The sequence below is a fragment of the Altererythrobacter sp. Z27 genome, assembly GCF_052683155.1.
On sequence record NZ_JBQYMC010000001.1, the window covers coordinates 2,222,266 to 2,247,911 of the forward strand.

General features: G+C 63.6%; 14 protein-coding genes. 7 read left to right on the forward strand and 7 right to left on the reverse strand.

Annotation, left to right across the window (positions count from 1 at the left end):
* The first annotated feature begins 110 nt into the window (after positions 1–110).
* From ACUJ47_RS10865 to ACUJ47_RS10880, 4 genes are all read left to right on the forward strand, one after another.
* A complete protein-coding gene (locus ACUJ47_RS10865; RefSeq protein ID WP_445538412.1) occupies positions 111–2,294 on the forward strand; it encodes a S9 family peptidase in 2,184 nt (727 codons plus the stop codon).
* A complete protein-coding gene (locus tag ACUJ47_RS10870; RefSeq protein WP_445538413.1) occupies positions 2,294–2,698 on the forward strand; it encodes an acyl-CoA thioesterase in 405 nt (134 codons plus the stop codon). Before ACUJ47_RS10865 ends, ACUJ47_RS10870 begins: the two co-directional genes overlap by 1 nt.
* Positions 2,699–2,847: 149 nt before the next feature.
* On the forward strand, positions 2,848–5,736 hold the full coding sequence (locus ACUJ47_RS10875) for a TonB-dependent receptor domain-containing protein (protein WP_445538414.1): 2,889 nt from the start codon (positions 2,848–2,850) through the stop codon (positions 5,734–5,736).
* 159 nt (positions 5,737–5,895) lie between these two features.
* The gene (locus tag ACUJ47_RS10880) at positions 5,896–7,152 is read left to right on the forward strand and encodes an NADH:flavin oxidoreductase/NADH oxidase family protein (RefSeq protein WP_445538415.1); all 1,257 of its coding nucleotides are present in this window, start codon (positions 5,896–5,898) and stop codon (positions 7,150–7,152) included.
* Between the two features lie 12 nt (positions 7,153–7,164).
* Here the strand turns inward: ACUJ47_RS10880 and ACUJ47_RS10885 are convergent, their stop codons facing one another.
* Positions 7,165–8,922 (reverse strand): diguanylate cyclase, encoded by a 1,758-nt coding sequence (locus ACUJ47_RS10885; protein ID WP_445538416.1) that lies wholly within the window; start codon positions 8,920–8,922, stop codon positions 7,165–7,167.
* A 200-nt stretch (positions 8,923–9,122) separates the two neighbouring features.
* On the opposite strand from ACUJ47_RS10885, the gene ACUJ47_RS10890 reads away from it, so the two are divergent.
* Positions 9,123–10,502 (forward strand): OprO/OprP family phosphate-selective porin, encoded by a 1,380-nt coding sequence (locus ACUJ47_RS10890; protein WP_445538417.1) that lies wholly within the window; start codon positions 9,123–9,125, stop codon positions 10,500–10,502.
* 119 nt (positions 10,503–10,621) lie between these two features.
* The gene (locus ACUJ47_RS10895) at positions 10,622–11,665 is read left to right on the forward strand and encodes a substrate-binding domain-containing protein (RefSeq protein WP_445538418.1); all 1,044 of its coding nucleotides are present in this window, start codon (positions 10,622–10,624) and stop codon (positions 11,663–11,665) included.
* A gap of 133 nt (positions 11,666–11,798) precedes the next feature.
* On the opposite strand, the gene ACUJ47_RS10900 is transcribed toward ACUJ47_RS10895, so the two are convergent.
* From ACUJ47_RS10900 to ACUJ47_RS10910, 3 genes are all read right to left on the reverse strand, one after another.
* On the reverse strand, positions 11,799–14,351 hold the full coding sequence (locus tag ACUJ47_RS10900) for a TonB-dependent receptor plug domain-containing protein (RefSeq protein ID WP_445538419.1): 2,553 nt from the start codon (positions 14,349–14,351) through the stop codon (positions 11,799–11,801).
* A 142-nt stretch (positions 14,352–14,493) separates the two neighbouring features.
* On the reverse strand, positions 14,494–16,845 hold the full coding sequence (locus ACUJ47_RS10905) for a DNA translocase FtsK 4TM domain-containing protein (protein WP_445538420.1): 2,352 nt from the start codon (positions 16,843–16,845) through the stop codon (positions 14,494–14,496).
* A gap of 76 nt (positions 16,846–16,921) precedes the next feature.
* A complete protein-coding gene (locus tag ACUJ47_RS10910) occupies positions 16,922–17,458 on the reverse strand; it encodes a thiamine phosphate synthase (RefSeq protein WP_445538421.1) in 537 nt (178 codons plus the stop codon).
* Between the two features lie 22 nt (positions 17,459–17,480).
* Between ACUJ47_RS10910 and ACUJ47_RS10915 the strand changes: the two genes are divergently transcribed.
* The gene (locus tag ACUJ47_RS10915) at positions 17,481–18,152 is read left to right on the forward strand and encodes a YggS family pyridoxal phosphate-dependent enzyme (protein ID WP_445538422.1); all 672 of its coding nucleotides are present in this window, start codon (positions 17,481–17,483) and stop codon (positions 18,150–18,152) included.
* A gap of 114 nt (positions 18,153–18,266) precedes the next feature.
* Here the strand turns inward: ACUJ47_RS10915 and ACUJ47_RS10920 are convergent, their stop codons facing one another.
* The 3 genes from ACUJ47_RS10920 to ACUJ47_RS10930 form a co-directional block, all read right to left on the reverse strand.
* Complete coding sequence (locus ACUJ47_RS10920) at positions 18,267–20,960, reverse strand: TonB-dependent receptor (RefSeq protein WP_445538890.1); 2,694 nt, start codon at positions 20,958–20,960, stop codon at positions 18,267–18,269.
* A 118-nt stretch (positions 20,961–21,078) separates the two neighbouring features.
* Positions 21,079–23,838 (reverse strand): [protein-PII] uridylyltransferase, encoded by a 2,760-nt coding sequence (locus tag ACUJ47_RS10925; RefSeq protein ID WP_445538423.1) that lies wholly within the window; start codon positions 23,836–23,838, stop codon positions 21,079–21,081.
* 9 nt (positions 23,839–23,847) lie between these two features.
* Positions 23,848–25,545 (reverse strand): class I adenylate-forming enzyme family protein, encoded by a 1,698-nt coding sequence (locus ACUJ47_RS10930; protein ID WP_445538424.1) that lies wholly within the window; start codon positions 25,543–25,545, stop codon positions 23,848–23,850.
* Between the last annotated feature and the right edge of the window lie 101 nt (positions 25,546–25,646).

The window sequence follows — 25,646 nt, forward strand, 5'->3', positions numbered from 1 at the left end:
GCGGTGCTTGGCGCTTGCGGCAAGCACGCAGTCCTCTAAATGACCTCCACATAGTCTCCCCGCGCGACTGATACCAGCCGCGTCGGGCCGCAAGGAAGGAAGCCGACCACGTGACCATCGGTAATTTCGCGTCGACCGCACTCGCGGCCTGCCTGGCAATCGCACCGCTGGCCGCACCGGCCGCCGCCACCAATGAGGACAATGAAACAGTGACCACCAAGGCCCCGACCTCTCCGCCGGTCGCCGAGAAGCGCGAGCACAGCTACACAAATCACGGCATCACGCTGACCGATCCTTATCACTGGCTGCGCGACAAGTCCTATCCCACGGTCGATGACGAGGATGTGCTCGATTACATCAAGGCCGAAAACGCCTGGTTCGAAACGCGCATGGCGCCGCAACAGGCGCTCACCGACGCGCTGTTCGAAGAGATGAAGGCGCGGATCAAGGAAGACGACAGCAGCGTTCCGCAGAAGGATGGCGACTGGATCTACTGGTCGAAGTTCGAGGAAGGCGCGCAATATCGCAAGCACTACCGCAAGCCCGTGGCAGGCGGCGATGACGTGTTGATCCTCGATGAGAACGAGCTGGCCGAAGGGCACGAATATTTCCGCCTCGGCGCGGCCTCGATCAGCATGAACGGGCGCTACCTCGCCTATTCGACCGACACCAACGGCTCGGAACGCTACACGGCGCGGATCAAGGATTTGCAGACCGGCGAACTGCTGGCCGACGAGCTGACCGGGCTGCGCGGCGGCCTGACCTGGGTCGCGAAGGATACTGCGCTGGTCTATGGCCCGGCGACCGAAGAATGGCGCACGCTCGAAGCCAGGCTGCACGTCATCGGCACGCCGGCCGAAAGCGATGTGACGCTCTACAAGGAAGCGGACCAGAGCTTCGGCGTGGGTACGGGCCTTTCGGCGCAGGACGACTGGCTGATCATCGGCGCGGGCGACAATGAAACCAGCGAAGTGCGGCTGGTGCGCGCCGACAACCCCACCGGCGAACAGATTTTGGTCAAGCCGCGCCAGAAGGGCGTCGAATATTCGGTCGACGTAAGAGATGGCGAAGTGTGGGTGTGGACCAATGACGACCACATAAATTTCCGCCTCGCCAAGGCGAAGCTGGAAACGCCGGGCGACTGGCAGACGGTGATCGCGGGATCGGACGAATTCTACTTGACCGGTTTCGACCTGTTCAAGGACTTCTTCGTCACCGAAGGGCGGCTCGACGGGCTCGACCAGGTGCAGGTCCGCTCCTACGCACAGCCGGGCACGGCGAAGCCGATCGCTTTCCCCGAAGCGAGTTATTCCGCGGGCCTGTCCAACAATCCCGAATATGACGTCAAGAAGCTGCGGCTGGCCTATGAAAGCATGGTCACGCCGGATTCGGTCTATGACTTCCACCTCGCCGACGGCAGGCTGGAATTGCTCAAGCAGCAGGAAATCCCCAGCGGCTACGATCCCTCGCTCTACACCACTGAACGGGTGATGATCGAAGCGCGCGACGGCACCAAGGTGCCGGTCAGCGTGGTGATGCGCAAGGATCGCGACAAGATGAACGGCGGGCCGGGCGGGCCGCTGCACCTCTATGCCTATGGCTCCTATGGCTATGCCATGCCGCCGAGCTTCTCGACCACGCGGTTGAGCCTGGTCGATCGCGGCTTCGCCTATGCCATCGCGCATGTGCGCGGCGGCGACGATCTCGGTCGTCGCTGGTATCTGCAGGGCAAGCTGTTCGAACGCCGCAATACCTTCAACGATTTCGTCGATGTCGGGCGCGGGCTGATTGCGCTGGGCTATACGGCGGAAGGCAAGGTCACGGCATCGGGCGGTTCGGCCGGCGGCGAGGTGATGGGCGCTGTCCTGAACCAGGACCCGGCGCAATATGGCGCCGTGGTGGCGCATGTGCCCTTCGTCGATGTGGTCAACACCATGCTGGACGAGAGCCTGCCGCTGACTCCGGGCGAATGGCAGGAATGGGGCAATCCGATCACCGACAAGGAAGCCTTCGCCTACATGCTCAGCTATTCGCCCTATGACCAGGTCAAGGCGCAGGCCTATCCGCCGCTGCTGGTGACGGCCGGGCTCAACGATCCGCGCGTGACCTATTGGGAACCGGCCAAGTGGGTCGCGAAGCTGCGCGACACCAAGACCGACAGCAACGAGCTGCTGTTCAAGACCAATATGGGCGCGGGCCATGGCGGCAAGTCGGGCCGCTGGAACTCGATTTACGAAGTGGCCGAGGAGTTCGCCTTCATCCTGTGGCAGATGGGCATGGCCGGCGAGAAGTAATGTCCGGGCGCTTCACTCGGCAATTCACGGCACTGCCCGGGCACATCGACGAGCTCGGGCACGTCAACAACACCGTGTGGGTGCAGTGGGTGCAGGATATCGCCACCGCGCATTGGGAAGCGGCGGCGCGGCCCGAGGACAATGCCCAATATTTCTGGGTCGTGATCCGGCATGAGATCGATTACCGCGGCAATATCGCCGAAGGCGAGAGCGTGACGGGCGAGACATGGATCGATGGGCCTGCCCAAGGCGCCAAGTCCGACCGCCGGGTCGATTTCCGCAACGAAGCGGGCAAGGTGATCGTCTCGGCGCGGACCACATGGGCGATGCTCGATCGCGCGACCCAGCGCCTCGTGCGCGTGCGGCCCGAAGTAGTCGCGCCGTTCCAACTATCGCTAGGCTGACGGTCGCGAACAGTCGCAGGGGTACGCAGACGTGACTGTGTCACAATTGTAACACAGCAAATATATTACACCGGCTGGCAACAAATTCCTCTGTCAGAACGCCAAGAAATGCGCGATTTTAGAGGCTCCCTAATATAAGGAGTCTTGTGATGCGCCGTTCTCTTCTTCTGGCTGCAAGTGCTTCAACACTCGCTATTTTCTCCCCTTCAATCGTTTACGCGCAAGACGCCGGAACTGGCGCCGATGACGCCGCCGAGCAGGGTTCAGGCTCCCAGATCATCGTCACCGGTTCGCGCATCCGTCGCGACCCGCTCGACAATCCCTCGCCGGTGATCAGCCTTGACGAGAGCGCATTGCAGCAGACCGGCCTTTCGGCCGTCGCCGACGTGCTCCAGCGCCTGCCCAGTGCGGCGGGCGGCCTGAACACCAAGGTCAACAATTCGGGCAATATCGGCAACCCGCAGGACGGCGGCGGTGTTGGTGCCGGTACCGCGGAAATCGACCTGCGCTACCTGCTCGCCAAGCGTACGCTCGTGCTGGTTGACGGGCTGCGTTACGTTCCCGCTACGGCGGCGAGCGGCATCCCCTCGACGATCGACCTCAACTCGATCCCGCAGGGCATGATCCAGCGGATCGAAGTGCTCCAGTCGGGCCAGTCGCCGCTTTACGGTTCGGACGCTATCGCGGGCGTCGTCAACATTATCACCAAGGACCGCCAGGACGGGCTCAGCGCTTCGGCCAAATACGGCGAATATCTCTCGGAAGGCGATGGCGAAACGCTCGACCTTAGCCTCAGCTACGGCACGCGCGGCCCCGGCATTTCGGTGGCCTTCGGCGTCGACTATGTCGACCAAAAGGAAGTCCGCACCGCCAACCGCGCGCTGACCCAGTTCCCGAACCCGGGCCAGACCAGCTGTACCGATCCGATCGGCGGGTGCTCTTCGGGTACGCTCGGCGGGCGTATCGTGTTCAATCCGGGCAATCCTTCGCTTCCGGCTGGCGGCAGCGTGACGGTCCGCAACTATCCGCTGATGACTCGCGGGGCCTATGACCCGACGCTGGTCGGCGGCGACTTCAAGGCCTTCACCAGCGCCGACCGGTTCAACTTCGCACCGTTCAACCTGCTGGTGACGCCGTCCGAGCGTTACGGCGCATGGATGAGCGCGAAGATGGAGCTGAGCGATGACATCAACCTGCGCACGCGGGTGGTTTACAATCGCCGCAATTCGAAGAATCAGGCAGCCTTCCTGCCGCTGTTCCTCGGCCCGGACGCAGGTAACGGCAATCTGCTCGACACCGTCTCGATCGACGTCACCAACCCGTACAACCCCTTCGGCATCACGCTCAATTCGGGGACCAACGGGCAACCAGCAACTTACAGCTTCATCGGTCGCCGCCTGGTCGAGAACGGCCAGCGCACCTACCACCAGACGGTCGATACCTTCACCGCGGCGGCAACGCTCGACGGCCAGTTCGAAATGGGCGGTCGCAACTTCTACTGGGACGTCAATGCAGTCATCGGCCTCAACGATGCGCACCAGCTGTTCACCGGCAACGTCAACGCCGCCAAGGTGGCACAGGCGCTGGGTCCGCTCGCCGATTGTACCGGCCCATGCGTCCCGCTGAACATCTTCGGCGGCGCGGGTTCGATCACGCAGGATATGCTCGATTTCATCGCCTTCGACGAACGCGCGAAGAGCGACCAGCGGCTGCAGGACTACACCGCCAACCTGTCGGGCGAGCTGTTCGACCTGCCGGGCGGTGCAGTCGGTATCGCGGTCGGTTACGAGCATCGCTACCAGAAGGGTTCGTTCACGCCCGATCCGATCATCCAGGCCGGTCTTGGTGCCGACATTCCGGCGCAGGCAGCATCGGGTTCGTACAAGTCGGACGAATTCTATGGCGAATTGCGCGTCCCGCTGCTGTCCGACATGCCGTTCTTCCAGCAGCTCGAACTCGACGGGGCGATCCGCCGCGCCGAATATTCGACCGGTTTCTCCAACACCAGCGTGACCGGAACCGTGCTGTGGAAGCCGGTGACCGACCTGCTGCTGCGCGGCTCCTATGCAGAGGGCTTCCGTGCCCCCGCGCTGGGTGAACTCTACGGCGCACAGTCGCGCGCCGACGCGCCGATCGACGATCCCTGCACCAACGTGGCGGGATCGCCGTGGCAAACCAGCGCCACGGTGCGGACCAACTGCATCGCCAATGGTGTGCCTGCCAGCGGCAGCTACCAGGAGCCCAATGGCGGGCAGTTGCCGACGCTCACCGGCGGCAACTCCGCGCTCGATCCGGAAACCTCGGAAACCTGGCTGTTCGGTGCGGTCTACAGCCCCGACTGGGCACGCGGCGGTTTCGTCAGCGACCTCAGCCTTGAAGTCAATTACTACGACATCACGGTTGACGGGGCGATCGCGGCGATCAACCCGCAGGTCACGCTGTCGCGTTGCGCGCAGCTTGGCGATCCGCTGGCTTGCAGCAACATCACCCGTACCTCGAGCGGCATCATCTCGAGCATCCAGGGACTGCTGCAGAACATCGGGCGGATCAAGACGACCGGCATTGACGCCACGTTCAACTTCCGCACGACCGAGACCGACGCCGGGACCTTCGGGCTGTCGCTCAACGCCAACTTCCTCGACAAGTATGAGGAAACCTTCCCGACCGATGCGGGAACGGCAACAATCGACTATCGCGGCACGACCCGTGGCTTCCCCGACCAGTCCTATGCCAAGTTCAAGGGCACGGGCGTGCTGACCTGGTCGCTGGGTGCGTTCGATGCGGCGTTCACCGGACGCTACATCGACAGTGTGGTCGAAAGTGACGGCAACAAGCTGAACTCGCGCTTCTACGGCGATATCCAGCTCAGCTTCACCCCGGGCTTCATGGATGACGCGTTCCGCTTCTCGGTGGGCGTGCTCAACGTGTTCGACACCGATCCGCCGGCCTGCTTCAGCTGCACCGGTCCGAACTACGATCCGACCACCTACGACATTCCCGGCCAGTTCGGTTATGTCCGCCTGACTTACCGGATGTGACGAAAGCGAGGGGCAGGCGGCAACGCCTGCCCCTTCATCCTTGCGAATCCGGAGATATTGCCGCCGAACGCATGCTCGGCGGCTCGTCTCGATGAAATCTGGTGCAACGCACGATCCTGCGGCTAGAAGGCCTGGTGTATCCAAGCTTTCGGAGGATCGATGACGCCAGACGCCAGCCCGCTGTTCCAGCCGCTCACCCTGCCCAATGGCAGCGTCCTGCCCAACCGCCTGTGCAAGGCGGCCATGGAAGAGAACCTGGCGGTGCAGCCGGGGCAGCATCCGGGCGAAAAGCTGTTCTCGCTCTATCGCCAATGGGCCGCCGGCGGCGTAGGCCTGATCCTCTCGGGCAATGTCATGGTCGATCCGTCCGCGCTGACCGGGCCGGGTGGGGTCGTGCTGCAGAAGGGCACCGAGCTGGAGCCGTTCCGCAAATGGGCCGAGATCGGCAAAGCGGGCGGCGGACAGTTCTGGCTGCAGATCAGCCATCCGGGGCGCCAGCTGTACAAGAGCCTGGGCGAAATCGCGGTCTCGCCTTCCGGCGTGGAGCTCAATCTCGGCAAGTTTTCGTCGCTCTTCGCGCCGGTTCGGGCGCTCGAAGCGCAGGAAATCGAGGCGATCATCGCGCGCTTTGCCGATACCGCACAGGCGGCGGAAGAAGCAGGGTTCGATGGAGTGCAGATCCACGGCGCGCATGGTTACCTGATCAGCCAGTTCCTCTCGCCTCTGACCAACCAGCGCAGCGACGAATGGGGCGGCAGCCTTGAGAACCGCGCACGCTTCCTGCTGCGGATCGTTGAGGCGGTGCGCCAGCGGGTGAAGCTCAGCTTCGGCGTCGCCATCAAGCTCAATTCGGCCGATTTCCAGCGCGGCGGTTTCGCCTTCGAGGATGCGCGGCAGGTGGTTCAGTGGCTCAATGGCTATGGACTCGATTTCGTCGAGCTTTCGGGCGGCAGCTATGAAAGCCCGGCGATGCAGGGCCATCCGCAGGAAGGGTCGACCGGCGCACGCGAGGCCTATTTCATCACCTTCGCGCGCGATATCGCCAGGGTCGCGGACACGCCGATCATGGTCACCGGCGGGATCACCAGGCTCGAAGTGGCCGAGGCCGCGCTGGCGCATGATGCGCAGGGCTTCGGGGTCGAATTGCTCGGGATCGCGCGCGCCATGGCGGCAGACCCGATGTTGCCGCAGCATTGGCGCCAAGGGCTCAATGCCGATGTGACGCTGCCCGAGGCCGGGTTCGGCAACCCGACGCTCAAGGGCCTCGCCACCATGGCACTGACCAAGCAGCAGATCATGAAGATGGCGAAAGGCAAACCGCCTGGTGATGGCGGCTCGGCGATTGTCGCACTGCTGGCCGACCAGTGGCGCGCGGCGCGGCGAGCGAAGAATTACCGCGCATGGCGCGCGGGCTGAGCCTGCGCCCGATCAGGCGGCGCGCGTCTTGCGCCGGTCATTCTTGCGGCGTTCGGGCTGCGTCGACTGACGGATCTTGCCGCGTTCGAAGGCCTGCAGCCGCTCGCTGACAGTCCGGTTGCGGCCCTGCGCCTTGGCTTCGTAGAGCAACATATCGACCCGGCTATAGATGTCGGCGAAATTGGCCATCGGCACCGCCAGTCGCGGCGCCACCAGCAGTCCCATGCTGGCTGTGACCAGCTGTTCCAGCTCGGGCACTTCCTGCGCCACACGGATCGGGATCGCATTGCGCAGCTTCTCCGCGCGCGCGGGCGCATCCTTGCCGCGCATCACCAGCAGGAATTCCTCGCCGCCCATGCGCATGGCGATGCCATCCCCGTCGGACTCGATCACCCGGGCGACGACCTTGAGCACTTCGTCGCCGACCAGATGCCCCGCAGTATCGTTGACCGGCTTGAAATGGTCGAGATCGATCAGCGCGAAAGTCTCGTACCCTGCCCGGTGCAAATCCTCGAAGCGTGCATCGATCGCGCGGCGGTTGTGCAGGCCGGTCAGCGGGTCGCGTTCGCTCAGATGCTCGAGCGCTTCGGCTTTGGTGCGGGCCTGGTCGCGCTCGCGGCGAAGCATGAAGAATCGGTCAGCCACACCGATCGCGGTGATAGTGGTTTCGCTCAACACACCGATATAGAACAATGGCAGCGCTTCGGACGGGATACCTAGCGGGAGGACATTCGTGACGATCTCTATCGAATAGGCCAGCAGCAGCGGGATCCAGCCGACAATTTGGAACCGGATCGAGCGCGAGCCTCGGCGATAGGCGTCGGCCATCGCCCAGATGAATACCGCCAGCACCGGCAAGAGCGCATAGGTGTGGAACCGCCCGCCGAGCGGAGCCAGAACTTCCAGCCCCAGCGCATGGATCGCCGAGGCGGCAAACCCCCAGATACCGGCAGCCAGCAGCAGCTTGCGCAGGCGCTGGTCGAGCCGCCCGCCTTCGACGAAGGCGTTGGTGAAGAATGCGGCCACCAGGATCGCCACGCCCAGGCTTACGATCAACAGTTGGCGCCAGGTCTCAATCGAAATCTCGACGAATTCGACCACCAATCCCGATCGCAGCAACACCATGCTGGCAAAGGCGAGCGAAAGCGCCGCATGCCACAGCAGGAAGGGGCTGCGCAGCGCGCTCCAGAAGGCCAGGTCGAACACCACCGGCATCAACATCATCCCCAGCACCAGCGCCAGGAACAGCATGTTGTGGTAGTGCGGCATCGTGCGCGAAGGGTCGGCCTTGAACAGCTTGGACCGCAGCACAGTCACATCGTGGCGCGCACCGTCATATCGCACGAACAGCGCGCGGCTTTCGGGCGTGATTTCGGGAAGCTCGACGAGGAACATCGGCTCGCCTGAGATCAGGCGAACGCTATCCTGCGTCTGGCGCGACTGGCGCATGGTTCCGTCACGATCGATCACTGTCAGTTCGACTTGGTCGAACATGCCGATCCGGCTGCGCAGATATTTCGGCGCTTCAACTTCACTGTCGGCGGAAAGGTCGAAACGGACCAGCATATGCTCCGCAGCCGCATCCTGTCTCGTGCCGTGGCACTGCCAATGGAGGCCCGGCCCTGCAAGTGTCGCGGCTGAAACGGGTGCTTCGAAAGGGACGACGCAACTAGCCAGCTGCGGCGTTTCCATCCGCGATGGAAAATAGGCAGACGCATAGGTCGCCACCGTCGCCGCAAAGGCGATCGCAAGAAAAATTACCCTACCCACGCGGGCCCCCTAGCCTGAGGGGGATTTAAAAGCCGTTAAGCATGGTTTGCGAGTTGGCGCGAAAATTGAACGCAATCCGCAGCTTACCCTTAACCCGCCTGTTCACCGCGTTCGCGCAGTTCAGGAGAATTCCCGATTGTCTCAAAAATGTCATGTCATCGACATAGGGCGGTCGGAAATCTGCAACAGGAATTTCACAAATGCTTCGTTCAACTCTGCTGGCGGCCACTGCAGGCGCCATCTGTTTTGCTCAACCCGCCTATGCGCAGGACAGCTCCGATACGGCCCGCGAACTGGCCGAAATGCGCGCGGCCATGGCTGCGATGGCGGCGCGCATCGATGCGCTCGAGGCCGATCTGGCCGAAGCGGAAGCCAAGGCAGAAGCCGCCAGCACTGAAGCTGGCGCAGCGACCGAGGCCGCCACTGCGGCCACCGCTGCGGCGGAAAAGGCCGGCAAGGGCCCCTCGATTGCTTTCAAGGGCGCGCCCGAAATCAAGGGCGAGGGCGGCTGGAGCTTCAAGCCGCGCGGCCGCCTGATGTATGACATGGGCTTCACCAGCGTGCCCGGCTCGACCGGCCGCTCGGACGGCTTCGGCAGCGAAGCGCGCCGCGCACGCCTCGGCGTCGAAGGCACAATCCCCGGCGGCTTCGGCTACAAGTTCGAAGCCGACTTCGCGGGCAATGAAGTCGAAATGGCGGACGCTTACCTGTCCTACACTGATGGCCCGGTGGAAGTGATGGTCGGCCACCAGAACAACTTCCAGTCGCTCGAGGAGCTGACCAGCAGCCTCCACACCACCTTCATCGAGCGCGCGGCATTCACCGATGCATTCGGCTTCGAGCGCCGCGTGGGCGCTTCGTTGACCTACAAGCAGGGCATCGCTCTCGCCCAGGCTGGGTTCTTCACAGACAACATGTCCGATACCGACACGGGCAACCGCGGCTTCGACGGTCGTCTCGTGCTGATGCCCAAGCTGGGCAGTGCGCAGCTGCATCTGGGCGGATCGATCCACTATAACGACATCAAGGAAGACGGCACGACGGTGCGGTATCGCCAGCGCCCGCTGGTCCACTTCACCGGTGAGCGCTTCATCAACACTGACTATATCGCGGCGACCAGTGAGCTTGGCTATGGCCTCGAAGCCGCCGCCATCACCGGCCCGCTGCATGTTGCGGCGGAAGGTTTCTGGCAGAAGGTTTCGACCCCGGGGGTTGCGCTCGATCCGACCTTCTTCGGCGGCTATGCCGAAGTCGGCTATTTCCTGACCAAGGGCGACACGCGCGGTTACAAGAGCGGCAAGTTCGACCGCACCAAGCCCGCCAACCCGATGGGCAAGGGCGGCATGGGTTCGCTGCAGCTGAACCTGCGCTACGACTATCTCGACCTCAACGATGCCGGGATCGTCGGCGGCACGCAGGACGGCTATTTCGTTTCGCTGGCATGGAAGCCGACCGACTACACCATGCTGCTCGCGAACTACGGCAAGCTCGACTATTCGGACGCGGTTTACGCTGCAGCCGGTGGCGACCGGTCATACTCGGTCGATGTGGTCGGTGTGCGCGCCCAGATCGATTTCTGATGATGTGTCGGGGTGGCGGTTTGCCCGCTGCCCCGCACGCCCGATTTTGTCACATTCCTGTCATGCTTCGGTCCTAGGCGGGCAGCTGATCCAACCGGGACCAATTTGAGGATTTTCCCATGCGTCACTTCAAGACTACCTGCCTGATCGCGCTTTCGACCCTCGCGCTGGCCGCTTGCGGCGAAAGCGGCACTTCGAGCACGCGCGATTCGATCCGCGCAGTCGGCTCGTCGACTGTCTTCCCCTTCGCCAAGGCAGTGGCGGAAAGCTTCGCCCGCTCGAACCCCGAGTTCAAGTCGCCGCTGATCGAATCGACCGGCACCGGCGGCGGCATCAAGCTGTTCTGCTCGGGCGTGGGCGCATCCACCCCTGACATGGCGAACGCATCGCGCCGCATGAAGCTGAGCGAGTTCGAAGACTGCCAGAAGAACGGCGTGACCGACATCGTCGAACTGCAGGTCGGCCTCGACGGGATCGCCTTCGCTTCGGCCAAGGGCGGGATCTCGATGAACCTGTCGCCCAAGATGGTTTACGAAGCGCTCGCCGCCAAGCCCTATGGCAAGGAACAGACCGCCAAGACCTGGTCCGATGTCGATCCGTCGCTGCCGAACGAGCCGATCCTGGTTTACGGCCCGCCTTCGACCTCGGGCACGCGCGACGCGCTGAAGGAACTGATCCTTGAAGTCGGTTGCAAGACCAGCGACGAGATGAAGGCGCTCAAGGAAACCGACGAAGACAAGTTCGCGCAGCTCTGCACCGAAGTTCGTGCGGACGGCGCCTATGTCGACCAGGGCGAGCAGGACAACCTCATCGTGCAGAAGATCGAGAACAATCCGCGCGCTGTTGGCGTGTTCGGCTATTCCTATCTCGAAGAGAACCTCAACAAGCTGCAGGGCCTGTCGATGAACGGGGTCGAGCCGACCTATGAGAATATCTCGAGCTTCGCCTATCCCGGTGCCCGCCCGCTTTACGTCTATGTCAAAGCGGCACACCGCCGTGCCATCCCCGGCCTCGACCAGTACCTGCAGGAATGGGTGAACAACTGGGGCCCGGGCGGTTCGCTCTCAAAGATCGGTTTCGTGCCTTCGCCCGATGCCGAGCGCGCCAAGTACGAAAAGGCCGCGACCGAATATGTCACCATCACGGCTGACGAACTGAAGTAATCCCCCCTTGATACTTCAGTCGAAGGCGCCGCTCCGTCACTGCGACGGGGCGGCGTTTTCGGTTCAGGTTGCCAGATAGGGCGAAGGCGCCGCCCCTTGCGGAGCGACGCCTTCCCTTGCATCTTCGAGCGGATCAGAAATCGATGCTGGCGCGGCCGTAAACGAACCGTCCGCTGAAACCGAATGGCGACTGTCCCGAATAGGGCAGGAAGATATTGCTGCCCGTCGGCACAAGGCGATCGGGATATTCGTCCAGCAGATTGTTGGCGCCCACGGCGAGCTGCACGGAATCGACCGGCTTGAAGCGCAGTTCGAAATCGACCACCCACTTGGGGGTCATAGTGAAGTCGCCCGTGGCAGCTCCCTTCGCAACAGTGATGTCGCTTACGCTACCGGTCGGCAGGAACACTGAGCCATAGCGATTGGCGCGCAGAGTGGCCCCGAACGGATCATTGTCCCATTCGAGCCCGAGGTTGAGCTTGTTCTTCGGCTGGCCGTCGGTCAGGCGGAAGCTTTCCGGGCGAGCGAAGAGGCGCTGGGCAGCGAAGCCGCTGAAGGTCCGCCGGTCAGTGATGTCCGTGCTGTTGATGTTGTAGCCGGCGGTCAGAGTGAGGCGGCCGATCCCGAAGTCCGGCAGGCGATAGCTGCCGACGATATCGAGGCCTTCGGTGCGGGTATCGATGCCGTTGATGAAGAAGCGGCCCGATGTCCCGACAACGCCCGCTGCCTGCAGGATCGCCACGACGTCGGCACCCTGCAGGTTCTCGGTCAGCACGATGCGGTCTTTGATCTTGATGTTGTAATAGTCGACCGTGACGTTCAGTCCGGGGACCATCGAGAACACGACGCCGCCGCTGAAGTTGACCGATTCTTCCGGCTGTAGCGGCTCTGCCCCCAGCGCCACCGCGATCGGCGAGCTGACGGGGAACGTGCCTACTTCGACCAGTCCGACCCCCTGGATATTGTTGGTCGAAGTGGTCGAGAAGAATTGCTGCGCCATGCCGGGGGCACGGAAGCCGGTTGAAACCGAGCCGCGGAACGCCAGCCCGTCGATCGGCTCGAGCCGCGCGGCCGCCTTGCCGTTGAGCGTATCGCCGAAGTCGGAGAAATGCTCGTACCGGCCCGCGATCTGGATATTGAACATGTCCGACAGATCGGTGTCGAGCTCGACATAGGCGGCATAGGAATCGCGCGACTTGTCGATCGCAGTGCTCGGCGCAAAGCCCGGGAACACTTGCGCGCCCGGTGCCGCGCCGTTCGAGAATGTATAGGGCCCGGCTATGTAGCTGCCCTCTTCACCCGGGCGGATCTTGTAGTTTTCGTTGCGCCATTCTGCGCCGAATGCCAGCGAGCTTTCGCCGATACCCAGTTCGATCGGGCGTTGCGCATCGAAATTGACCGAGGTCTGGCCCGAGCGCAGTCCGCCCGCATCGAACTTGCGAGGACTCACGAGCCCGCCAAGCGAGACGTTCCAGGTGTTCGATATGGCATAGTCGAGCCGGTTGGAACCGTAGTTGACCGAGAGGTCGAGGTTCCACCCGCCGGTTTCGCCGCGGACGCCGAAGACCCCGGCGATATCCTCGATGTCGCTGTTGATCTGCGGCAGGAAGCCATCGGGGTAGAACGGAACAAACGTAGTCGTGCTCGCGGCCCAGTCACGGTTGCGCGCATCGTTCGAACGGCGATAGAAACCGGTGCCGTTGCCGTCACGCTGGCCGTAGCTGCCGAAAGCGTAGAGTTCGAAATCGGCTCCAACGTCCATGCCGGCATTGACGAAGAAGTTCAGATCCTTCGACTCGCCGTCGCCGAAGCGGTGGCTGAAGCGGTTGAACGTCACTTCGCGCGGGTCACCCGCGGTTACATATTGCCGACGGATATCGGGGCCCGAGCGGTTGGAGGGGGAGCGATCCTTATACTCGGCAGTCCAGTTGAGATAGCCGCTGTCGCCCACCGGTAGCCCGATATTGGTCGCGAAGGTCCAGGTGTCGCCATCGCGGCGCTTGCGTTCCCGGTCCGAGAAAGTGACGACAGGGTCGTCGCTGTTGCCGGTGGTGCCGGTAACGCTGTCGATCTCGTACACATCCTCCATCGTGGTGATGTACTTGCCGAAGCTCATCTGCGCCCGGCCACCCTCGCGCTTCTTGATCTGGATGTTGATCACGCCCGCGATCGCGTCAGAACCATATTGCGACGAAGCGCCGTCGCGCAGCACTTCGATGCGCTCGATCGCCAGCGGCGGAATAGTGTTCATGTCGACGCCGGCTGAACCGCGGCCGACCGAGCCGTTGAGGTTCAGCAGCGAGGAAATGTGGCGGCGCTTGCCATTGACCAGCACCAGCACCTGGTCGGGCGAAAGGCCGCGCAGCGTGGCGGGCCGCAGCGAGTCGGTGCCGTCGGTCAGCGACGGCTGCGGGAAGTTGAACGACGGGACGAGGTTGTTGAGCAGCCGGTTGGTTTCGGTCGATCCCTGGTTGAGCAGCGCTTCGGCGCCGATGACATCGATAGGCACCGTGCTGTCCGCTACCGTACGGTCGGTGCGGCGCGTGCCGGTCACGATGATTACTGGCTGGTCACCGCTCTCGGCGCCTTGTCCGGAGGCATCCTGTGCCAGAGCCGGGCTGGACAGGCTGGCGAATGCGATTGCTGCGCAGGCGCAGGTCGAATGAAGCACGAGGCGTGACGACATGGTGTTTCCCCTTTGGTGATGCTCGGCCACTCACGAGCGGCACGAAATTACCCAAAAGGCAGAGGGTTGGAGAAGTATATTACGATTTGAAGCGACGTTCCTGCCTGATTGTGGCATTCGTGTCACAGAGGGGTGCGAAGCGTCAGAGCGGGTTTCCGTCGCGGTCGCGGTAGATCTCGCGCCGCCCGACATGGTTGGCGGGGCCGACCAATCCTTCATCCTCCATCCGCTCGATCCATTTTGCGGCGGTGTTGTAGCCGACGCCCATCTGGCGCTGCAGCCACGAGCCCGAGGCCTTCTGGTTCTCGATCACGATCTGGCAGGCCTGGCGGTACTTGCGTTCTTCCGGATTGTCGGACGCAGTGAAGTCGTCCTCATAGGGCGAATAGCCTTCTTCGGGTTCTTCGGTCACCGCGTCGACATATTCGGGCTTGCCCTGCGCGCGCCAGAAATCGGCCACACGCTCGACTTCATCGTCTCCTACAAAGGGGCCGTGCACGCGGATCAGCGCGCCGGTGTTGGGCTTGTAGAGCATGTCGCCCTTGCCCAGCAGCTGCTCGGCGCCCTGTTCGCCCAGGATGGTGCGGCTGTCGATCCGGCTCGTCACCTTGAAACTGATGCGGGTGGGCAGGTTCGCCTTGATCACGCCGGTGATGACGTCGACCGAGGGGCGCTGCGTCGCCATGATCAGATGGATACCTGCAGCGCGCGACTTCTGGCTCAGGCGCTGGATCAGCACTTCGATCTCCTTGCCGACCGTGACCATGAGATCGGCCAGCTCGTCGACGATCAGCACGATTTGCGGCAGCGGTTCGTAATCGAGCTGTTCTTCCTCGTAGATCTCGTCGCCCGTTTCCGGATCGAACCCGGCTTGCACGCGGCGGCCCAGCGGCTTGCCCTTGGCCGCAGCGCCGGTGATCTTCTCGTTGAAGGAGTTGATGTTGCGCGAATTGACGCTGCTCATCATGCGATAGCGGCGCTCCATCTCTTCCACCGCCCATTTGAGCGCGCGCACCGATTTGTGCGGCTCGGTCACCACCGGCGAAAGCAGGTGCGGGATATCGTCATAGGTCTTGAGCTCGAGCACCTTGGGATCGATCAGGATCAGGCGGCATTCGGCAGGCGTGAAGCGATAGAGCAGGCTTAGCAGGATCGCGTTGAGCCCGACCGACTTGCCCGAACCGGTGGTGCCCGCCACCAGCAAGTGCGGCATCGCGGCAAGGTCGGCCACGATCGGTTCGCCCGCGATATCCTTGCCCAGGATGATCGGCAAATTGCCCTTGGATTCGGCAAAGGCGGCGCAGGCGGCCAGCTCCTTGAACGCAACCGTCTGCCGGTCTGCATTGGGCAGTTCGATCCCCATCACGGTCTTGCCCGGGATCGGGCTGACGCGCGCGGAGATCGCGCTCATGTTGCGCGCGATGTCTTCGGCAAGGCCCATCACGCGGCTGGCCTTGATCCCCGGTGCAGGCTCGAGCTCGTACATGGTTACGACCGGGCCGGTGCGTACGGCAGTGATTTCGCCCTTCACGTTGAAATCGTCGAGCACGTTTTCGAGCAGGCGCGCATTGCGCTCGAGTGCCATCTTGTCGAGCTTGGGCGCGTTGTTCGCAGGCGCATCGGCCAGCAGGTCGAGGCTGGGCAGGTCGAAGCTCGCGAACATGTCGCGCTGCTTGGCCTTGGGCAGCACCGCCGGTTTGGGTGGAGCGGAAGGATCGCTGATCTCAGGGGCGCGGCGCGGAGCAGGCTCGGGCCGCACATCGCCTTCGCTGCGGCTGCGCCTAGCGGATCGTTCGCGCCTTGGTTCGGGTAGGGCATCCTCGCCCGCGATCACGCGGCGGCTGCGCTGCGGCAAGCGGTCCTGCACGAAGTCGGGCAGTGTCAGCAAATTGCGCCAGTCGATTGCGAACACACGTGTCAACAAGCCGATCCCGCCCGCAAGGCTGGCGAGCGCAAGGCCCAGCGTGATCCAGCCCGATGCATCCTCGCCGAAGCGTGCCGCCACCGCCTCTATCGCCGCGGCGCCCAGCAGGCCCGCGATTCCTCCCAACTGCGCAGGCAGGGTCGAGAGCGGTCCTTCGAACGTCAGCGAAAGCACGCTCGAAAGCAGCACCATCGCCAGCAGCAGCATGGCCAGCGGCAGCCACCAGCGGGTAGGCTCGGCATCCTCTTCCTGCTCGACATCGCGCCACAATTTGCGCGCGCCGATATAGATCAGCGGCAGCAGCAGAACTGCAGTAAGGCCGAAAATGCCCAGCACCTTGTCCGCCGCCCATGCGCCGCTCGCGCCCATCCAGTTGCGCACGTCCTCGCCCGAGGCTGCGGTCGAACCCGAGGGGTCGGTCTGGGTATAGCTCGCCATGGCGAGGCCGAGGAACAGCAGCAGCGCGAACAGCGCGCCCGCGCCCGCCATCTGCGCGGCACGACGCATCGAGCGGCGAAACGCCGCACGCCAGTCTGTCGCGCCCTTCTTGCTCATAGCGCGGGTTGCCATGGCTGTTCCTCCTGCTGGAACACACCATGAATCTTGCGCGAGTCCGCGTCAAGGAAAGTGCGGCAGGGCGAGTCTGCTAGGATAGGCCGTCGATCGCGGCCCAGCGCGGCCAGCGCAGGCGATCTGCGCTGTGCTGGTTCATCCCGCCGAGCGCGATCACGGGCATTTGTGCATGTGCCGCGAGCAGGCGAAAGCGCAGCGGGCCAAGGCTCGGCGCGCCCGGATGGGTGCGCGTCGAGAAGGCGGGTGAAAGCATCACCGCATCGGCGCGCAGGCGATTGGCTTCGCCGATCTCGCGCAAATCATGCGCTGTGGCGATGGTGATTAGGTCGCGGCTGGTCGGGTAAAGCGCGCGCGGCGCGCCATAGATGCCGTCGGCGCCCCATTCGCGCGCGGTGAGCGCGCTGTCGGCAAGGACCAGCAGGTGCCCGCGCGCAAGGCAGAGGCGGCGCAGCTCGCGAAAGCGTGCCCAGCGTTCCGGATCGCCAAGGTGGTAATGACGATAGACGAGGCCCGATCCGCGCGGCAGGCGCAGCAGCGCATCTTCCAGCACGGCGTCGTTGCGCGCATCGGACAGCAGCCAGAGCGAGGGAAGGGCCTGTATCTTCGTCACGCAATCGCTATAGCGCGGCGCGATGGAAAAGGCAGATACTCCGCTCGAGGAAGTTCGTGGCAGGGTCGCGCGCGCCTGCAAGCCCGCGCGGCGCGAGCCCGAGGAAATCACGCTGATCGCGGTCAGCAAGACCCATCTGGCGGAAGCGATCCTTCCGCTGCTTGAGCAGGGGCAGCGCGTATTCGGCGAAAACCGCGTGCAGGAAGCGCAGGGGAAATGGCCCGCAGTGCGCACCCGCTTTCCCGATGTCGAACTGCACCTGATCGGCCAGCTGCAATCGAACAAAGCGGAGGATGCCGTGGCACTGTTCGACTGCATCCATGCGCTCGACCGGCCGAGCCTGGTGAAGGCGCTGGCACACGCAATGGACGCGGCAGGCAAGCGCGTGCCTTGCTTCGTACAGGTCAATGTAGGCGAAGAAGAGCAGAAGGGCGGTTGCGCAATTGCCGACCTTCCCGCGCTGCTGGACCAGGCCCGCGAAGCCGGAATCCCGGTCGCCGGGCTGATGTGCATCCCGCCTGCCGATATCGAGCCCGCGCCATTCTTCGCGCTGCTGGCCAAGCTGGCGGCGGACAATGGCTTGCCGGGCCTCAGCATGGGGATGAGCGGGGATTATGAAACCGCAGTGATGCTCGGCTCGACCCATGTGCGCGTGGGCACCGCGCTGTTCGGGGAGCGCCCCGCGCTCAAGTAGCGAAGCGGTAGCGCGGAAAAGACCCGCTCAAGTAGCGAAGCGGTAGCGCACAGGAAACCAACGAAAAAGGGCGCCCCGAAGAGCGCCCTTTCCCTTTTGCGTTGATCGCGTGGATCAGAAGTTGCCGCGCAGTGTGATCCCGTAGGTCCGCGGTTCGGCGAGGAACTGCGAGAAGATCTGGCGACCGCCCGGATAGTTCCCGGCATCGTTGAACGGTGCACCCGAACCACCCGCCTGGAACGGCGAGTTGAAGGCGACCTGGGCATAGTCCTTGTCGAACAGGTTCTGTGCCCAGAGCTCGATGCTCCACTTGTCGTCGGGACCGCGGACGCCGACGCGAGCGTTGAACAGCGCGTAGCCATCCTGTTCCTTCTGCGGGAACAGGTCGGAACCGGTGTTGTAGTCGCTGGTCATGCGGCCATCGATGTAGACAAGGCCGGTCAGCCCGCTGCTGCCCAGTTCGGGCGTCCAGGTGATGCTGCCGGTTGCGACCAGTTCGGGCGCGTTCGACAGATTGTCGCCAGGCAGCCGGCGCAGCGCAGCGTCGAGCGGTGCGCCGTCCTTGTTGCCGACGAGGTCGCCGCGATACTTGGTGCGAGCGTAGGTCAGGCCGGCCGCGACGCGGAAGTCAGGTGCCGGAACCAGCTGTGCCTCAAGTTCGAAGCCCTGCGTGCGTACGCCGTAACCGACGTCTTCCTTGGCGCAGGCGCCGGTGGCCGAGCTGGTGTCGGTGTCCGAATCCGGGCCGCCGACGAGTTCGCCGTTACAGCCGTTGATGTTCTGCACCAGGAAGACCGTTCCGTTGAATGTGTTCAGCTGGAAGTTGCTGAAATCCGAACGGAAGGCCGACATGCTGAGGCTGAACGGGCCGGTCGAGTACTTGGCGCCGATTTCATAGCTGTCGACCAGTTCGGGGTCGAACTGGAGGTTGCCGACCAGCGACTGTGCGCCACCCACCGAGGCAAAGGTGGCGAGAGGCGGCTTGAGCGCCGAGCGGTCAAGGTTGAAGCCGCCCGCTTTGTAGCCGCGTGCATAGCTCGCATAGACCATCAGGTCGTCGGTCGGCCTGTACGACAGGATCGCCGTGCCGGTCCATTCGTCTTCGCTACGCGAATCGTTGATCGACACGCCATTGAGTTCGGCAGTCGAGTTACCCTGACAGCTCAGGCCGATCAGGCCCTGGCTGACCGCGGCCAGCGATGCGATACCCGTGAAGCTGCCAACCAGGCCCTGCACCGTGGTGCAGACCGTGTTGTCATTGGTAAAGGTTGCATCGAAGTCCTTCTTGTCATGCGTGTAACGCAGGCCAAGGGTCAGGTCGATCTTGTCGGTGAGGTGGACGATGTTGTGCGTGAACAGCGCCCAGTTGTTGCCGTCCTGGAAGTAACGGTCGTTGACCGTACCGAGGTCGTTGAGGCCGTCGAGTGCGTCGACCGCTGCGTAGATCGCGGCCGTAGCACCGCCGAACAGTGCCGGGCGGGCTGCAAAACATCCGGGCGAGGTCGGGGAATACAGCGCGGCAAGGCCACCACCCGAAACCAGGCGGCAGGTCGCGAACCGGCCATAGTCATCGCCGAAGCGCAGATTGTCATGCACGGTCAGCTTTTCGTTCGAGTAGAAGCCACCGACAAGCCAGTCGAGCGTGCCGTCGAAAGCTTCACCTTGCAGGCGCAGCTCCTGCGTGAAGGTGTGGAACTGGCGATAGGCGTCGTCGCTCGGATCGCGATAGATGATGTCGACATAGCCATAGTCGGTGTCCGACGCCTGGCTCGAGCGATATTCGCGATAGGCGGTGATCGAGGTCAGCGTAGCGCCGCCCAGATCCCAGTCGATCTGGCCCGAGAAGCCATAATCCTTGGTTTCGCCGGCATAGCTGCGGCCCGGGCTCACCGACAAAGTGCGCTTATAGCCCTGGTTGAAGGCCGACAGTGGCTGGCCGAGGTCGCGCAGCACGTTGATGATATTGTTGCCGTCTGCCGGCGGCAACCCGCCGACGGACAGCGGGTTGGCGACATTGTTCAGGTCGCCGATGAACGGGTTGACGCTGCTGTCAACATAGATCGCGCCGCAGCACTTTTCGTCGCGCGAAGTGTAGTCGGCGATCAGGCGGATCGACACAGTGTCGCTCGGCTCGATCAGCAACTGGCCGCGCAGGAAGTAACGGTCACGGTCGTTGACGTCGGTATTGTTGGTTTCGTCGCGATAGAAACCGTCGCGCTTCACCCAGATACCGTCGAGGCGGGCAGCGATATTCTCGGTAACGGGCCCGGTGACGCTGCCGCCGAGGCGCATGTAATCGTAATTGCCATAGGTGATCTCACCGGTGGCGCCGAAATTGAAGGATGGCTTCTTCGAATAGATGCTGATCAGGCCGGCCGACGAGTTGCGGCCGCCCAGTGTGCCCTGCGGGCCGCGCTGCACTTCGACGCGGTCGATTTCGCCCAGCTCGTTGAGGCCGATGCCCGAACGCGAGCGATAGACGCCGTCGATGAAGACCGGAACCGAGCTTTCAAGGCCGGGGTTGTCGCCCACCGTGCCGATGCCGCGGATACGTGCCGAGCCGTTCGCTTCCGAGCCGGTCGAAGAGACCAACAGCGAAGGGGCGACCTGATTGAGCTGGCGGATATCGTTCGCGCCGCTGTTCTGCAGCGTTTCCGCGTTCACCGCGGAGATTGCGACTGGAACGTCGGCCAGCGCCTGCGAGCGGCCTTGTGCCGTCACGATGATTACATTGGCGTCGAAGTCATCGTCGCCGGATTGGTCCTGTGCAAATGCTGCCTGGGGCACAAGCGCCATGCCTGCGCCCATGATCGCGAGCGACGCGATCGAAGATATTGTCGATTTCACCGGGGCTCTCCTCATATTCCCAACGCCATCCAATAGCGTTCTGTAATATAATTGCAACCGGTGTCCCGCAGGGCAGGAATCACGCCTCTTCGAGTTGCCGCTGGCGCCTATCACTACCAGCATCGAGCAGGCGTGCCTCGATCTCCGCCAGGCGGTTGTCGGCGGTCACCTTGTCGCCCGTCAAATCGGTAACATAGAAGGTGTCGGCGGCGCGTTCGCCATAGGCGGTGATATGCGCCGACTGGACCACCAGATTGCTTTCGAATAGCGCGCGCGCAAGGCGGTTGAGCAGCGCCGGGCGGTCGCGCGCGTTGACTTCGATCACAGTGAAGCGGTTCGAGGCATTGTTGTCGAAAGTCACCCGCGGGGCGACATCGAACGTGCCCGACCGCGTATGCGGCAGCGGGCGCGCCGCCAGCTTGGGGACCAGCTCGATCCGGTTGGCCAGCGCGTCGGCAATGGCCTTCTTGAGCCGCTCGATCTGCTGGCCTTCGCGGAACGGCTTGCCCAGCGGGTCCTGCACCAGGAAATTGTCGACCGCCCAGCCGCTGCGTGCGGTGTGGATGCGCGCGTCGATGATATTCGCACCCGCCAGCGCGATACCGCCGGCAATGCGATAGAACAGGCCGGGGTGGTCGGCCGCGATCACGCTCACCAGGGTAGCGCCGCGTTCCTCGTCAAACTCGCAATGGATCGAGAGATGCTCTTCGATTTCGCGGGCGACTTCATATTGGACGAGATTGCGTGCGATCACGTCTTCGGGCTCGGCAATCCAGTAGGAATCGTCGAGCAATTTGCCGACCTGCGCCACCAGCGGAGATCTTGAGCCCAGCCGTTCCGCCACCGCTTCGCGCTTGGCCGCGACGCGTTGCTTTCGCCCGTCGCGCATATGGCCAAGGCGCAGGCGCTCCTGTCCGGCGTCGTAAAGTTCGCCCAGCAGCTGGCCTTTCCAGCTGTTCCATGTGCCGGGGCCGACCGCGCGGATATCGACCGCGGTCAGGATCATCAGATTGCGCAAGCGTTCGAGGCTCTGCACCTGGCTGACGAAATCCTCGATCGTCTTGGGATCGGTGAGGTCGCGCTTGAACGCGGTCGCGCTCATCAGCAGGTGCTGGCGCACCAGCCAGGCGACAAGGTCGGTCTCGTTATCATTGAGGCCGAAGCGCGGGCACAGTTCATGCGCCACTTCGGCGCCGAGCACCGAATGGTCGCCGCCGCGGCCCTTGGCGATGTCATGCAGCAACACCGCGACATAGATCGCCCGGCGCGAATTGACGCGGTGGATCAGCCGGGTCGAGCGCGGGTGGTCGGACACCAGCTCGCCCTTCTCGATCCGGTTGAGCAGGCCGATCGCGCGGATGGTGTGCTCGTCCACCGTATAATGGTGGTACATGTCGAACTGCATCTGCGCGTTGACTCGCCCGAAATCGGGCACGAATCGGCCGAACACGCCGGCATCGTTCATCCAGCGCAGCACCGTTTCGGGATCGTTGCGACCCGCCAGCAGTTCGAGGAACAGCGCATTGGCGCGCGCGTCTTCGCGTATGTCGGACTTGATCAGCGCGCTGTCGCGATCGGCCAGGCGCATGGTTTCGGGATGTATCTCGAGGCCATTGGCTTCAGCCAGCTGGAACACTTCGATCAGCCGCACTGGGTCCTTGCGGAACCAGTCGTCCGATGGCGCGGCGATCTTGCCGGCAAACACGCGATAGCCCTTGAGCATGCGCGATTTCTGGCTCCAGCCCGCGAAGAAGCCGGTGCGCGCGCGCTTGCCCGCGAATTCATCGTCGAGGTGCGACAGGAACACGGCGGTCAGGCTGCCCACGCGCCGCGCCTGCAGGAAATAGAACTGCATGAAGCGTTCGACCGCGCTCTTGCCCGGGCGGTCGGCGAAATTCATCCGCGCGGCGACTTCGCGCTGGAGGTCGAAGGTCAGCCGGTCTTCCGCCCGGCCGGTGATGATGTGCATGTGGCAGCGCACTGCCAGCAGGAAGCCCTCGGCGCGTCGGAAGCTGCGGTATTCGGCCCGGGTGAACAGGCCCACGTCGACCAGCTCGGCCGCGCTGCGCACGCGGTGCATATATTTGCCGATCCAGTAGAGCGTCTGCAAATCGCGCAAGCCGCCCTTGCCGTCCTTCACATTGGGTTCGACCACATAGCGGCTGTCGCCCATCCGTTTGTGGCGCTGGTTCCGCTCTTCGAGCTTCTGGGTGAGGAATTGCCGCTCGCTGCCCTTGGCCACTTCCGCCCAGAAGCGGCGGCTGGTCTCGTCGTAGAGCGCGCGGTCGCCCCAGATGAAGCGCCCTTCGAGCAGCGCGGTGCGGATCGTCAGGTCTTCGCGCGCCATGCGCATGGTGTCGTCGACCGTGCGGCTCGAATGGCCGACCTTGAGGCCGAGGTCCCACAGGTAATAGAGCATCGCTTCGATCACCTGCTCGCACCACGGCGCGCGCCGGGTGGGCGTGATGAAGGCGATGTCCACGTCCGAATGCGGCGCCATCTCGGCGCGGCCATAGCCGCCCACCGCGATCAGCGTGAGCCGTTCGGCGCTGCTGCGGTTGGCGACCGGATAGACATGCGCGGTGACATGATCGTGCACCACGCGCACGATCTGGTCGATCAGGAAAGCCTGCGCGCCGGTGCATTCATGCCCGGCGGATGGCTTCTCCGTTAGCCGCCGCGCGATTTCGGCGCGCCCTTGTTCCAGTGCATCGCGCAGCAATTGCACGATCTGCCCGCGCGCTTTCTCGCCCTGATCCTCGACCAGCGCGTGGATCGCGTCGGCAAGCGCGCGCCGGTCGATGACCGCGCGCTGGTTGGGGACATTGAGCGATTTCAAGCGAGGCCTCTATGCCGCCATCAGGTCGCCGGCGAACATCTTGCGGACGGTGCGCTTGTCGATCTTCTGCGTGCCGAGCCGCGGCAAGGCCTTGTCCGACACCCAGATATGCTCGGGCAGCGGTACCTTGAACGGCGCGATATGCGACAGCAGGAATTCGCGCAGTTCGCCTGCGCTCAGGCTCTGCCCCGGCTTGAGGTAGAACACCACCGCGGGCACTTCGCCCATCCGGTCGTCAGGCACGCCGAACACCGAACATTCGGCGATGGCGTCATGCGCGTAGACCGCTTCCTCGACTTCGAGGCAAGTGATGTTCTCGCCGCCGCGGATGATGATGTCCTTCTTGCGGTCGACGATAAAGACATAGCCGTCCTCGTCGAGCCTCCCGAGGTCGCCGGTGCGGAAATACATGTCCTCGGTATAGGCCGCCTTGGTGGCTTCCTCATTGTTCCAATAGCCCATGAAATTGCACACCGAGCGGATCGAGATTTCGCCCACCTGGCCTTGCGGCAGCTTGTTGCCGGCATCGTCGAGGATCGCGAGATCGACCAGTGGGCGGCTCGGCTTGCCGGTGCTCAAAGGTTTGGCAAGATAGTTCTCGTTGAAATTGCCGCAGCCCACGCCGTTGGTTTCAGTGAGGCCATAGCCCATCAGCGGGAAGCCGTCGGGGAAGGCGTCGCGGATCTTGCCGACATGCTCGACCGGGCGCGGCGCCCCGCCTGCGGCAAAGCCGGTGCACGAGCTGAGATCGTATTTCGCGCGATCGGGATGGGTCGCGATCTCATAGCTCATCAGCGGCACGCCCGCGAAATAGCTGACCTTTTCCTTTTCCATCAGGCGCAGCGCTTCGCCCGCATCCCAGCGCGGCATCAGCACCAGCTTGCGGCCGAGCGCGAAGCTCTGCAGGAATACCGGGACTTCGCCGGTAACGTGGAACAGCGGCACGGCCACCAGCGCGCAGGCCTGCGATGTCGGGGCCTTGCCGCCGGAATCGAGATAGGTGAAGGCCATCAGCGACTGCATGGCATAGCTCAGCGCGCCGCTCACGACGCCGCGATGGTCCGACCATGCGCCCTTGGACTTGCCGGTCGAGCCGGAGGTGTAGAGGATGGTGGCGTAATCGTCGGGGCCGACTTCGGGGAAGCGCGCGGTGGCGGGATCGCCCCACAATTCGCTCAGCCCGTTCGAAGGCGGGCCTTCATGTCCGAACAGCACGATCCGCGCGCCGTGCGCCTGCCCGTCGAGCCGCTGGGCCCGCTGGGCGTCGGCCAGCAGCAGGCGGCAGCCGACCAGTTCGATCTGTTCGGCGAGTTCCTCGCCGCTTGAAAAGCCGTTGAGCAGCGTGGCGCAGCCACCCGCCACAAGGATGCCCATGTATGCGACGATCCAGTTGGCCGAATTGCGCGCGGCAATGCCCACGCGGTCGCCCTTGGCAACGCCATGGTCGGCGATCAGGCCCGCGGCGACGCGCTGCGCAGCATCCCACGCTTCGGCGAAGCTGATGCGGGTCTCGCCATCGATCAGGAAGGGCTGGTCCCCGTTCTGGCTGCAGTAATGCGCGAAATAATGCACCAGGCTCGGCGGGGCATTCTTGAGCATGGGCATTTCCACGCCGCCGCGTGTCACCGGCACGAGCTCGGCGGGGGCGCCGGGCGCGGTCAGCGTGTCCATGATCGCATCAAGTGTCTTGTCGAGCTCTGTCGGCATTAAAATCCTCTCCTCTTGGTACCGAGTTGTCTCCCGGCCGCGTCCTTGGCCTGCTGGCGGGCCCAATCCCCGCCGAACAGGCTTTCCCCCAAACCCCGGCT